Below are 13347 nucleotides of genomic sequence, written 5' to 3'. Positions count from 1 at the left end.
TTTTTTAACATTTGTGGATGCAATACAGGCAGTTTACAGTTTGGGTCAAAAAGTTGCTTTTTCCCCTTTTTTGACCGATTCCATACCCGCTCAAAACGGGCCGAATTTGAAGCCGTATAAATCACCGTATGCCGGATATTCCGGTGTCCCAGATAATCCTGAATCAGCCGCGTATCAATACCATTATCCGCCAGCGCATAACCACAGCCATGCCTGAGCATATGGGGGTGGACAGAGACAGCCAGTCCGGCTTTCCTCCCGGCATCAGCCAGCAGGTCATAGAACCGCTGACGGGTAAGCGGACGTCCCGACCGGGAAATAAAAAGCCAGTCCCCTTCTTCTTCTGCAGCCGGAGATGTAATCGTTTCCCTGGCCCCAAGCCAGCTTCTGAGGCATTTCACCTCTTCTGCCAGTAAAGGATGAACGGTACTGAACCCGTTTTTGAGACGCCGGACACACAGTTTTCGGGATACAAGTTCAAGGTCAGCAAGCCGCAGTGACAGCAGTTCACTGACCCGAAGTCCGTGGAGAAAGGCCAGGAGTATCATACAGGTGTCGCGTTCAGGGTGACGGCTGGTCACCACTGCCTGCAGCAGCAAAGAAACTTCATGGTGGGTGAGAAATTTTCGGGAAGACATTCATTGCTCCGGTTTGATGAAACAGAGCTATGGAGGGTGACATGACAGAAACCACTGGCGAGGGCAAAACGTGCTAAATTCAGGAAATACAGCGAAATTCTGACTGTATTTGTCCTCAACGACCAGCAATACAGAAAAAGGATAAGGTTTGAAGAAGCTGATATGTGAGTACGGCGATTCCCCACAACAAGAACACTGCCGCCGCCTTTCAGCGAAGAACGTTGCCCTTTTTTCCTGCGCTTACGGCGGGACAACACGACCCTCGCGTTACCCAGCTTAATCACCGGTAAATCACCACGATTGACAGTGATTCTGGCCTGTGGATTGTTGACTGTGGCCCTTTTCAGCTTTGCCCTTTCTTTGACCAGTTTCCGCCGTACCTTCGTCTCACGGGCAACCTGAGACGCAGACTGCGCCATTGCCGATGAGGCAACCCGGTTAATGGCCATTGCAGCAGCCCCCGGTACTGCCGTATTGCTGATGCGGCTGAGGTTCTCTACCGCCTGCTCGAGGCCTTTTATAGACAAGTGCCCTCCTTCAACGGCGCCGGTTTCCCGCAGGTGGGGCGCCACGTCCAAGCCACAGATAGCAGCTGCCACCATCGTCCGGCGAAATTCTGTCTATCCAGAAACTTTCACCACCGATGGTCAGCACATCACCACGCCGCAGTTGTGCCACCGCATCAGACCGAACGAACAGCGACGGGCTGGAGCCTTCCACACGAACCCCCAGCCCCGCATAGCCGATGTTTTCCGGATCATCAAAAACACCACGCAGCACATCACCGGCTTGCACGCCGGACGTAATGGTGGCTAACGAGCCCATGTACCCGCGTATCGTTTCGTCTGCGCGGGAAATGGCCGCATCGAACAGATTATCGAAATCAGCCACTGCGCCTCCCGTCAGCACATTTTCGCCAGGCCACGCGCTGTCATGGTTGCCGCCACATCTGCTGACACACGAAATTCAGTACCCGGCAACACAAACGTGACAGGCTCATCCCGTGTGGCGTGAAGTGCTTCGGTATGCAGTGTCACCAGCGCCACTAACGTGACCCTATCCTTAACCACAGTATCTGGCGGCGCTGATTCCACTTCATTTTCATGCCCGGTCAGCTCAACTGTCGGCAGGGAATGCACATCCTGACTGGCAATATCACTCGCATCATCAAGTTCCTCTTCCAGTTCCGCCACCCGAAGCGCCAGCTCCTCTTTCGTCCCCGTCAGGCTGACATCGCGGTTCAGTTGCTCACCCAGCGCCCGGAGACGAGCAATCAGTTCATCTTTCGTCATGGACTCCTCCACGGTGATAAAAATGGCCCCGAAGGGCCATAATTACGCCAGTTGTACGGATACAAACTCATCAGGATCAGCCAGCAGCATCAGTGGCGCTGACTGAATCATGGTGAACTCCCGCGCCGGATCGCCGGTGGTCACCCAGTTTTTCGGGTACCGGGCAGAGGCATTAATGCCTTCACGCTGTGCGTCCGCATCCTGAATGCAGCCATAAGTTCGCAGACCACGTGCCTGGGTGTTACCCAGTACCATCGTGTTGTCGGGCAGGTAGTTCTTTTTGACGCCATCTTCCACGTACTGTCCGGAATACACGACAATGGCCACGTCGCCATACATCCCCTTGTATGACACGGCTTTGCCCAGGTCTTTCACTGCTGTTTCCAGCTCTGAATTCGAGCCACGACGGGTATCCAGCTTCTCCTTGACGGCTTTGAAGGAACGGAACAGTGACCAGCCTTTCGGATCGAATACGATGATGTTCACCACACCGCTGGCGTGCAGCGCGTAGGCTTCGATAACACCCGTCTGGTTGAGCAACGAACGCGGCAGATTCTTGCTATCAGTGACAGGATCGCAACCAGCAAAGGAAAAGCGATCACAACGTCAACCTGGTTAGATCGCTATCAAGCGATCCAGGATGACAGGCTGAAAAGTGGTGATATAAGACTCAACACCTATAAGCAGAAAGCCAAACCAGTATCCTTGCTCAGGGAACGAGCAGGAATGAAGTTAATCTCAGCCGTTGATGTCAGAGATATAGCACAATTGCTTGAAGAGTATATCTCTGCTGGACAGCCTAGAATGGCCCAAGTCGTAAGGTCTGTATTGATCGATGTGTTTAAGGAAGCACAGCATTATGGCGAAGTTCCGCCAGGGTATAACCCTGCTCTTGCGACGAAGCAACCAAGAAGGAAAATTACTCGTCAACGCCTCAGCCTGGAAGAATGGCAAAAAATTTTTGCTATCGCAGATGCCAGCCATCGTTATATGGGGAATGCCATGTTGTTAGCGCTGGTTACCGGTCAACGTTTGGGGGATATATCTAAAATGAAATTCAGCGATATTTGGGATGATCATCTTCATGTCGAGCAGGAGAAAACTGGCAGCAAAATCGCAATTCCCCTTTCCTTACGTTTGAATGTGATCAATTGGAGTTTACGCGATGTAGTAACTCGCTGCCGTGATTATGCCGTCAGTCCATACTTAGTACATTTTTTCCGTTCAACTTCACAATCAGAACGCGGGGCGCAGGTTAAATCCAATACATTAACCATGAATTTCAGTAAAGCGAGGAATTTGGCAGGAATTGACTGGGGGCGAGGTTCCCCTGCCACATTCCATGAACAAAGGTCTTTATCTGAACGCCTGTACAAAGAACAAGGGATAGATACCAGAAAGCTACTTGGGCATAAAACACAACAACAAACCGATCGTTACCATGATGACCGAGGGAAAGGTTGGGGCAAAGTAGCTTTGTGAACGTTTAAGTTTCTCAACGCCACATTAATTCTCTCATCACACATGTAACAGACCCAAACAGCCCGCTCTGAGCGAAGAACTATTGTTGAACAGTAACTCCATGGAGTATATTCAGTAAATTTTCCAATTCATATAAGAAATGCACCGCGTGCATTTTTAATTCAAAGAAGTTTGAAGCACAATCATGAAATAGATTCTTATAAATACAAGATTAAATTAAATCAGATAACCCATGTTCATCTACAGCCTTTGAACTAATTAAGTTCGCGGCTTCTATGTCATTGTCACTTGCCTCAGAAATAAGGAAAAATGAATCAACCTGATTTTGCAAAATAATTTTCTTATACTTCTTGAGCCATTGTAATTTACCTGTAGTGAACAATACTTTACGCGGTAGCAAAATGCGGCTAAAAACTGATGGAAGATATTCACTTCTATTAAATGGAATAAAAGGGTCACCTAAAGAAAGAATAGTTAGATGATTAAATTCACCATGCGAATTCAATTTTTCAGCTGATTTGGCTATACCACTTGGTAAAAAAACACCTGTCTTGATACCTTTACGTAAAGCAACAACAGCCATCATTTTATCGAAAGCAGTCCCACCAAATAGCAAGGAATACCCTTTCTTAACAGAAAGATCAATAGTATCAAGAACAACTTGTTTTTCTATATCACTTGGTGACGTGCTCGAAATTATCGAAAGATCAAAATCAGTAAATAACTGTCCAGTATAATAAAGTTTTTTGTCGGAGAAAGTTGACAACTTTACAGGAAATATTTTATCATCATGTTTAATTTCGGACACATTAAGATCTGTTAAGGATGGATAGCTAAAGTTCGGTGAGACTTTTTCGCGTTTATTATTTTTTGATGCCTGCGGACTAAAAACTAAAATTTCATTATTATTATTATACAGATAATCTTGTATCATTTTTTTTACAATTTCCCAATCAAGACCACCATGACCACAACCTAAAGCTGGTAGGGTGATTGTTTTTCCATGTTTATTATCCAAATACTTCGAGAGCCATTGCAGCCCTTTTTCGATATATTCGTACTTAGACTTATTTCTCCAATGATCCTTGGTGGGGAAATTAATGATTTCTATTTCCTTACCATACGTATCAATACCTTTCCAAACAGCTGGTTTACCTGGGGATATTTCCCCTTTTTTACACAGCAATACGTATTCATTATACATTTCAGGAAACTTATTTTTAAAAGCAAAAGCAACCCCTGCCCCCATTACACCAACACAGTTAACTGTATTAATTCTAATGTCAGCAGTATAATCGAAAAAATCACCATCAACATATCTAATCATAAAACCCCCTCTGGCTAAGTATACATCCTTGTTTTTAATTCTTCAATTTCATTGTCAAAAACTTTTACAAATTCTGCATCAATATAGCTCATAGCGCATTTTGAAATTAAAATCAACATATCTATAGCAAACTTTATACTTGTTATTTTCTGCATTTATTATCCATATCAGTCATGTGCTATTAAATCGCCAAAAGAACATAATAAATTACGACTGCCACCTTTTTCTTATTGAATTTTGGATTACCTTACGATCTAAATTAGACCTTCTGACAATATCGTGAACATATGCGTAAAGCGGTGCAACAAGCTGTTTTCGTTCTAACAGTTCGTTGAATGCAAGCTCTGTAATTAGTACACTGACGCCCCTTCAGCTATGAGTTACAACATCCTTCAAGTAAATAGGATTGTTGGTTTAAGTCCATTAATATCATAAAACTCTTTTATATAGTCAAAGTCATTATAAATCCATCTGAATATATACAGATGGATTTTGCCAATAGTCTTTGATGGGGAAGTACATGCTATATATTTTTTAGAGAACATATTTTTCGGATTATTTCTCAGCTGAAAATTTGCCGAACGAAATTATTCGACATAATACCCGAATATTGCAGGTTATTTTATTGAATACAAGCATTACACTTCCACCATCAAAGTGACTATGTTAATCATAAGATCTGCATCAAATTCAAAAATTTCCTCATAAACTGTTCCCCTACAATCTTTGGAGCACTTCATCCCGGAGATCATCGATCCCGTCAGAAACCTCAGCTAACCAAACTGGATTTAATGAGCCAATATCAGCCTTACTTAGGGCTACTAGCATATTGATATCTTCAGAAGATGTAACTATATCGAACAACTGATTTTTATTTCTTCCTTTAGCTACTATTTCACCCAATAAATCATCATACGTAACTAACATCATTATTTTTCTAACTAGATCGGTTTGTATGGCTGGCAGATCTTCTGTCAAAATTCGTTGCAGCATCGGAAGTGACTTCCTGGGATGCTCCCCATCTGCCTCATGCATGTAATTATTGTTCCAACGTGTTTTAGGCCCTTTGCCTATATCATGCAAATAGGCGGCCAACTCCAAAACTTCCTGATGAATAGGGTCTAATTGATGAAACTCTGGTGAATTAACTACAAGACCAGCCACTCGTCGACTATGAGAGCCAACATCTTCATTATGAGGTCCGTAGTTCGCACCCAATCCATCGATATCATCAAGCTCTTGGATGGCGGAGAAATTGCCACGAATTGCACTTAAAGCATCACTAATACTTTGAAATTTTGGCCTCGTTTCTCGTTGAAATGAAGTTACATATTCAATAGCTTCATCAAAGAGCATTTTTAGCACTACAGGTCCCGTGACTAAGGATGAGGACCAGTTTCCAGGTTGGTGATAATAATGTTGAAAATCACCCTCAACAATATTTGGTGCTGCAATACCTTTTTCCTGGAAAATATTCCTCACAATATCAGACATAGAACGATTCCATGTAATTATCTGATTTATTTCGCTTAAAGAAACATGATCTGGTAGCAAAAGTTCTGCCATCTTTTTATGCCTCAGAGCATCGTCAGCATAACTCCATGCATTATTATCGATGGTAGTCCAATTTAGTGCATCAAGCTGGTCAGCTTGAGTGTTACCAGAATAAAATCTCGGTGGATTAGCTGTATTTGCGGAAGCATCTGTAAAATATGACCCAATCCTTGTTTCGAGTGATAATATAGAAACTGAAAGATAGATAATAAATTGCTGATCTACGTTTTTTTTATGAAGAACAGCCAATTGCATAGGCGTTTTTTTTGCAAAATAAAAAGGAACATAATCATGAACACAGCGACCATTCGTATTAGGTACCTGCATCAATGCCCTACGCCCCTGTATTCCTTCATCAGCGACATTCACATGCGATATACGACGTGCAATTTTCTGATTGGTCGAAAACAGTCCAGTTTCAATTATTGATTCAAGATTCTCTACGGACGTAAAGTGATATGCATTTCGGTGTCTATGATGAACAGGAACTGCCATGTATCCTCCTTGAAAAACTATAAAAAATCTATGTAATGTATTTTATATTATTACAGTAATCGTGAATTACCGATATAGGATTTCAACCTCCCTGTGATCTAGGTCACTCAGGATGATCAACTTCCTATTGATTAGGATTCAAAACGTTAGAAATGTCCGCTTACAGAACTACAGGCCACTTTGAGCGCAGGCTGTGTGAAAACTCATAGCTTTGAGTAGCCAAAAAATATTTCTCATCTGTGTTTTGAGAATGCTGTTTAAGTTGACGAGTTAATCTGTGATTTTATTCGGGTGTTTCAGAGATTTTTATTGCGGGAAAGCGCCTAATATTTGTTTCTGGAGGATAAAACGGCCGGAACCGTTAGCCGTATTGTTCCTGAAGCTGAAATATCAATCCTGTAGTACCCCATATCGATATCATCCTTTTCAGGTTATAAGCCAATATATGTAGACTTATTTCCGTACTGACATTTTTAAATTTCCGCATCAGGAAGTGCGTTGCACCCATCCACATTTTAATTGTCCCAAACGGATGTTCTACCGTTTGCTTTCGCATGACTACCGCCTGAGGAAATGACTCAAGCCTCGCATGCATTTCTTCCATTTCAGCTTCATGAACCCAACGCCGTATACGCCTTGGATCGCGTTTCGATGTAGTGCACCTGGAGCGCTGGCTGCAATCGCGACAGGCAATATTGTTAAAGTATAAATGTTGCTCCAGTCCGTCCTCTATTGAGATAAATCGATTCTGAAGCTCATTGCCCATTGGGCATACATAAACATCTTTTTCCCTGTTATATCTGAATATTGAGCGATTATAGAGCCCCTTACGTTCAGCACCAGAGGTATCTCCTTTTGGCACTAACGCCACGGCTCCGCTATCCAGAACTGTTTTAATATCGCTGCGACTGTAATACCCTTTGTCGGCAAGTACTGTTATGTCCTTCCGGCCAACAGCTTTCTGAGCCAGTGTTGCTACTGAACCAAGTTGACCATTATCTGTTGTGTTGGTAACTTTATGCGCAACAATCAAGTGGTTCTTCGTATCCACAGCTGTCTGAACGTTGTAGCAAACTTGCCGATTCATATTATTTGTTTTCACCAACCGGGAGTCAGGGTCGGTTAAAGAGAGTTGTTTATCTGGCTGTTGTGCGACTGCTTGTTGGATCTCCTGAAGCTCACGTAAACGCTTTTTTAGCCAGGCCAGTTTAGTGGCAGTTAACTTTGTGTTTGCATCTGGCTCAGTATTCTTGTCGGCTTCATCCAGCTTGTTTAAATAATAAGTAATACTTTGCTCAACGCGCTCAATATGGTCTTTGGCTTTCTGAGATGTGAAGTTGTTGGGTTTGCTGTTTACTGCTTTAAATTTGCTGCCGTCGATGGCAACAACGACATCAGTGAACATTTGCATTTGCCGGCACAGGCCAATAAAGGCCCTACAGGCATTCCTGATACCTTCACCGTTATCTTTTCTGAAGTCTGCAATGGTTTTAAAATCAGGCGTTAATCGTTCAAGTAACCACATCAGTTCAACGTTCCGATGGGCCTCTTTTTCCAGTCTGCGGGAGGACTGAATTCGGTTGAGATATCCGTAAATGTACAACTTCAGTAGGGTTGCAGGGTGATATCCGGGTCGTCCGGTTCGCTTTGCATCAACTCTTCTGAAACCAAGAGAATCGAGCTTTAGTCCATCAACAAAGATATCAACGACTCTGACGGGGTTATCTTCAGTGACAAAATCATCCAGTGCATCAGGGAGTAATGTCACCTGGTGCCTGCCTTGTCCTTGAATGTGATTGGCCATGTCGGTATCCGCAGTATTCATTCGTATATTTCTAATTTTAATGAAAAAGTCATTTCGTCGCATGGGTTTATCAAGAATGGTTGATCATATGAAACCATCGCTTAGACCAAGAAGTGATCAGGAGTTTTCACACAGCCTGAGCGAAGAACGGACCTAAATATAAACGAGGGTCATCAGCAATAATTATAATAAACTGAGGTATGCCTAATTGGAGCTTGACGATATAACTACCATCTCCTCCCCCCAACCTACCCCAAACTACCAGGGGGTTTTGATAACTTGTTTTGATAAAATTTTGATAACCGTTAGCAGACTAACAAAAAACAACGGGCGTGTTATACGCCCGTTACAGTTTTTAACACATGTGGAAATTACATGTTTTCGATGATCGCGTCACCAAACTCTGAACATTTCAGCAGCTTAGCGCCGTCCATCAGACGTTCGAAGTCATAGGTTACGGTCTTGGCGTTAATCGCGCCTTCCATACCTTTAACAATTAAATCAGCCGCTTCGGTCCACCCCATGTGGCGCAGCATCATTTCTGCAGACAGGATGATGGAACCTGGGTTCACTTTATCCTGACCCGCGTACTTCGGTGCGGTACCGTGGGTTGCTTCGAACAGTGCACATTCGTCACCAATGTTGGCTCCCGGTGCGATACCAATACCACCAACCTGCGCAGCCAGGGCATCGGAGATGTAGTCACCGTTCAGGTTCATACAAGCGATAACGTCGTACTCAGCTGGACGCAGCAGGATCTGTTGCAGGAACGCATCGGCGATAACGTCCTTAACCACGATCTCTTTACCGGTTTTCGGGTTCTTGATTTTAACCCACGGACCGCCATCGATCAGTTCACCACCGAATTCTTCACGCGCCAACTGGTAACCCCAGTCTTTGAATGCACCTTCGGTGAATTTCATAATGTTACCTTTATGAACCAGGGTAACAGAATCACGATCGTTAGCGATGGCGTACTCAATCGCTGCACGAACCAGACGCTTGGTCCCTTCTTCGGAGCATGGCTTGATACCGATACCGCAATGTTCCGGGAAGCGGATTTTCTTCACGCCCATCTCTTCGCGCAGGAATTTAATCACTTTCTCAGCATCAGCGGAGTCAGCTTTCCACTCAATACCCGCATAGATGTCTTCTGAGTTTTCACGGAAAATGACCATATCGGTCAGTTCAGGATGTTTAACCGGGCTTGGGGTGCCCTGGTAGTAACGAACCGGGCGCAGACACACGTACAGGTCAAGTTCCTGACGCAGTGCAACGTTCAGAGAGCGAATACCGCCGCCAACTGGGGTGGTCAGTGGGCCTTTGATGGCAACACGATACTCACGAATAAGATCCAGGGTTTCAGCAGGCAGCCAGACATCCTGGCCATAAACCTGAGTGGATTTCTCACCGGTGTAGATTTCCATCCAGGAGATTTTACGCTCGCCTTTATAGGCTTTCTCGACAGCAGCATCGACAACTTTGATCATCGGTGGGGTTACATCAACGCCGATACCGTCGCCTTCAATGAACGGGATAATCGGATTTTCAGGAACGTTGAGTTTGCCGTTTTGCAGGGTGATCTTCTTACCTTCCGCCGGAACAACTACTTTGCTTTCCATTCACCTCTCCTTCGAGCGCTTCTGGTTCTGCTCGTCTGTCATCACGCTGCATGTGCATTTGCGTCCTGCTACACGGATGCGTTAGAGCAACTTTTTGTTAATGATTTGTAATGAGCGTGTCAATACTACCCTATTGTTCGTCGCCATGAAAGACACTCGTTCTTAGGCTATAATGCGGCAATTGATATAATCTGAAAATACCATGCAAAAAACTTCTTTTAGAAATCACCGGGTTGAGCGATTCAGCTCAAGACAAGTCACTAAACAGCGTAAAGAAAACCAGCCAAAACGGGTGGTTTTGTTCAATAAACCATACGATGTTTTGCCACAATTTACTGACGAAGCAGGACGCAAAACGTTAAAAGATTTTATTCCTGTTCAGGGTGTCTATGCTGCTGGTCGTCTTGACCGCGACAGCGAAGGACTTCTGGTGCTGACCAACGACGGCGCGCTACAGGCCCGGTTGACGCAACCCGGTAAACGTACGGGGAAAATCTATTATGTCCAGGTGGAAGGTGAGCCAACACCCGAAGCGCTGAACGCTCTGCGCACCGGCGTAACGCTGAACGATGGCCCCACACTGCCAGCAGGTATTGAATTGGTGGCAGAGCCAGAATGGTTGTGGCCGCGAACCCCGCCCATTCGCGAGCGGAAAAATATCCCTACCACCTGGTTAAAAGTGACCTTATATGAAGGCCGTAATCGTCAGGTACGTCGCATGACAGCACACGTCGGCTTTCCTACACTGCGGTTAATTCGTTATGCGATGGGGAATTACACGCTGGATAATCTCGCTAATGGTCAATGGCGGGATGCAACTGTATAAGGAACAGGTATGTTTAAACCGCACGTCACCGTTGCCTGCATTGTGCATGCAGAAGATAAGTTTTTAGTCGTTGAGGAAACCATCAACGGCAAAGCTTTGTGGAATCAACCCGCCGGGCACCTGGAAGCCGATGAAACACTGATACAAGCCGCTGCACGCGAACTGTGGGAAGAAACCGGGATAAAAGCGCAACCACAACACTTTATCCGAATGCATCAATGGATTGCCCCAGACAGAACACCCTTTTTGCGCTTTCTGTTTTCTATCGAGCTTGCCAATATGTGCGTTACTGAACCTCATGACGACGATATAGATTGCTGTCGTTGGGTCAGTGCGCAAGAGATCTTCTCTGCGCCAAACCTGCGTTCGCCGCTGGTTGCCGAAAGTATTCGTTGTTATCAAAGCGGACAGCGTTATCCACTCGCAATGATTGGCGAATTTAACTGGCCGTTTACAGAGGGTGTCAAGTAAAGGGCTGCGTGCTAGAATATGCCGCCTTGAAGTTCAATGTCGTGAGTATTCCTATGTCTGAAAGCCAAAAAAAAGTGATCGTCGGCATGTCCGGCGGTGTCGATTCCTCCGTTTCTGCCTGGCTGTTGCAACAACAGGGTTATCAGGTAGAAGGCCTGTTCATGAAGAACTGGGAAGAGGACGATGGTGAGGAATACTGCACAGCGGCCGCCGATCTTGCGGATGCACAGGCCGTCTGCGACAAACTCGGCATTGAACTGCATACCGTTAACTTTGCTGCAGAATACTGGGACAACGTCTTTGAATTGTTCCTTGAAGAATACAAAGCGGGTCGGACGCCGAACCCGGATATTCTGTGCAATAAAGAAATCAAGTTTAAAGCCTTCCTCGAATTTGCCGCTGAAGATTTAGGTGCCGATTACATCGCTACTGGCCACTACGTGCGTCGCGCGGATGTGGACGGCAAAAGCCGCCTGCTGCGGGGACTCGATGGTAACAAGGACCAGAGCTACTTCCTCTATACCCTCGGCCATGAGCAGATCGCACAAAGTCTGTTCCCGGTAGGTGAACTGGAAAAACCACAGGTACGCAAAATTGCCGAAGATCTGGGTCTGGTTACTGCGAAGAAAAAAGACTCCACCGGTATTTGCTTTATCGGCGAGCGCAAATTCCGCGAGTTCCTCGGTCGTTACCTTCCGGCACAACCAGGCAAGATCATTACCGTTGACGGTGAAGAAATTGGCCAGCATCAGGGGCTGATGTATCACACCCTGGGTCAGCGTAAAGGTCTGGGTATTGGTGGAACAAAAGAAGGTACCGAAGATCCATGGTATGTCGTGGATAAAGACGTTGAGAACAATATTCTGGTTGTGGCTCAGGGTCATGAACACCCGCGCCTGATGTCCGTTGGTCTGATTGCACAGCAATTACATTGGGTCGACCGCCAACCGTTCACCGGCACCATGCGCTGCACAGTGAAAACCCGCTATCGTCAAACCGACATTCCGTGCACCGTTAAAGCACTGGATGCTGAGCGTATTGAAGTGATTTTTGACGAACCCGTCGCGGCGGTAACACCGGGTCAGTCGGCGGTCTTTTACAACGGTGAAGTGTGCCTCGGCGGCGGCATTATCGAGCAGCGTCTGCCTCTGCCGGTATAATTATTTACACATTTGATACAAGGAAGCAGTGAACGTGGCAAAGAATTATTATGACATCACCCTCGCCCTGGCAGGTATTTGCCAGTCGGCACGCCTGGTACAAGAACTGGCGCACCAGGGGCATTGTGATGCCGATGCACTACACGTTTCACTGAACAGTGTCATCGATATGAATCCCAGCTCTACGCTGGGCGTGTTCGGCGGCAGTGAAGCCAACCTGCGCCTTGGCCTTGAAACATTGCTCGGCGTGCTTAATGCCAGCAGTCGTCAGGGACTGAATGCAGAACTCACCCGCTACACGTTAAGCCTGATGGTGTTGGAGCGTAAGCTATCAGCAGCCAAAGGCGCTATGGACACGCTGGGAGACCGTATCAACGGCTTGCAGCGCCAGTTGGACCATTTTGATTTGCAGTCAGAAACGTTGATGAGTGCGATGGCTGGTATCTATGTTGACGTCATCAGCCCACTCGGCCCACGTATTCAGGTTACGGGTTCTCCGGCCATTCTCCAGAGCCCGCAGGTTCAGGCTAAGGTTCGCGCTTCGCTTCTGGCTGGCATTCGCGCTGCCGTGCTCTGGCATCAGGTTGGTGGAGGCCGTCTGCAACTCATGTTTTCTCGTAATCGCCTGACGACTCAGGCAAAACAAATTCTTGCTCATTTAACCCCGGAGTTGTGA

General features: G+C 45.9%; 12 protein-coding genes and 2 pseudogenes. 5 read left to right on the top strand and 9 right to left on the bottom strand.

Going from position 1 to position 13347, the window contains the following annotated elements:
• From OGX95_RS06065 to OGX95_RS06045, 5 genes and pseudogenes are all read right to left on the bottom strand, one after another.
• Positions 1-638, bottom strand: a 638-nt coding sequence (locus tag OGX95_RS06065; RefSeq protein ID WP_286628741.1) for a tyrosine-type DNA invertase, incomplete at its 3' end; no start/stop codon positions are given.
• Positions 639-808: 170 nt separating this feature from the next.
• A pseudogene (locus tag OGX95_RS06060) lies at positions 809-1165 on the bottom strand (phage tail protein); the annotation flags it as partial.
• Positions 1166-1175: 10 nt separating this feature from the next.
• Positions 1176-1529 carry a head-tail joining protein gene (locus OGX95_RS06055; RefSeq protein WP_286628740.1) on the bottom strand — a complete coding sequence of 118 codons (354 nt, stop codon included), beginning with the start codon at positions 1527-1529 and terminating at the stop codon, positions 1176-1178.
• A gap of 11 nt (positions 1530-1540) precedes the next feature.
• The gene (gpFI, locus tag OGX95_RS06050) at positions 1541-1930 is read right to left on the bottom strand and encodes a DNA-packaging protein FI (RefSeq protein WP_286628739.1); all 390 of its coding nucleotides are present in this window, start codon (positions 1928-1930) and stop codon (positions 1541-1543) included.
• A 42-nt stretch (positions 1931-1972) separates the two neighbouring features.
• A complete protein-coding gene (locus OGX95_RS06045; protein WP_502872761.1) occupies positions 1973-2482 on the bottom strand; it encodes a major capsid protein in 510 nt (169 codons plus the stop codon).
• Here OGX95_RS06045 and OGX95_RS06040 point away from each other — a divergent pair.
• Positions 2450-3412, top strand: a pseudogene (locus OGX95_RS06040) (tyrosine-type recombinase/integrase); the annotation flags it as partial. The gene OGX95_RS06045 and the pseudogene OGX95_RS06040 sit on opposite strands and share 33 nt — an antisense overlap.
• Before the next feature lie 211 nt (positions 3413-3623).
• Here OGX95_RS06040 and OGX95_RS06035 read toward each other — a convergent pair.
• From OGX95_RS06035 to icd, 4 genes are all read right to left on the bottom strand, one after another.
• Positions 3624-4739 (bottom strand): macro domain-containing protein, encoded by a 1116-nt coding sequence (locus tag OGX95_RS06035; protein WP_286628738.1) that lies wholly within the window; start codon positions 4737-4739, stop codon positions 3624-3626.
• A gap of 717 nt (positions 4740-5456) precedes the next feature.
• Positions 5457-6788: a DarT ssDNA thymidine ADP-ribosyltransferase family protein gene (locus tag OGX95_RS06030; RefSeq protein WP_286628737.1), complete on the bottom strand. Its 1332-nt coding sequence runs from the start codon at positions 6786-6788 to the stop codon at positions 5457-5459.
• A 361-nt stretch (positions 6789-7149) separates the two neighbouring features.
• Complete coding sequence (locus tag OGX95_RS06025) at positions 7150-8592, bottom strand: IS1182 family transposase (RefSeq protein WP_286628736.1); 1443 nt, start codon at positions 8590-8592, stop codon at positions 7150-7152.
• A 371-nt stretch (positions 8593-8963) separates the two neighbouring features.
• The gene (icd, locus tag OGX95_RS06020; protein ID WP_003841892.1) at positions 8964-10214 is read right to left on the bottom strand and encodes an NADP-dependent isocitrate dehydrogenase; all 1251 of its coding nucleotides are present in this window, start codon (positions 10212-10214) and stop codon (positions 8964-8966) included.
• A 202-nt stretch (positions 10215-10416) separates the two neighbouring features.
• On the opposite strand from icd, the gene rluE reads away from it, so the two are divergent.
• From rluE to hflD, 4 genes are read left to right on the top strand one after another with little or no spacing between them, the layout of a single operon-like run.
• Entirely contained in the window at positions 10417-11040 is a 624-nt protein-coding gene (rluE, locus tag OGX95_RS06015; protein WP_286628735.1) for a 23S rRNA pseudouridine(2457) synthase RluE, read from the top strand.
• A gap of 9 nt (positions 11041-11049) precedes the next feature.
• Entirely contained in the window at positions 11050-11511 is a 462-nt protein-coding gene (locus OGX95_RS06010; protein ID WP_286628734.1) for an NUDIX hydrolase, read from the top strand.
• A 53-nt stretch (positions 11512-11564) separates the two neighbouring features.
• Entirely contained in the window at positions 11565-12671 is a 1107-nt protein-coding gene (mnmA, locus tag OGX95_RS06005) for a tRNA 2-thiouridine(34) synthase MnmA (RefSeq protein WP_137382938.1), read from the top strand.
• 34 nt (positions 12672-12705) lie between these two features.
• Positions 12706-13347 (top strand): high frequency lysogenization protein HflD, encoded by a 642-nt coding sequence (gene hflD / locus OGX95_RS06000; protein WP_005120991.1) that lies wholly within the window; start codon positions 12706-12708, stop codon positions 13345-13347.

The organism is Citrobacter sp. Cu233 (assembly GCF_030332225.1).
Lineage (GTDB): Bacteria > Pseudomonadota > Gammaproteobacteria > Enterobacterales > Enterobacteriaceae > Citrobacter.
Note: the sequence above shows the minus strand (reverse complement) of the source record. Positions and strands in the feature narration are given on the sequence as shown.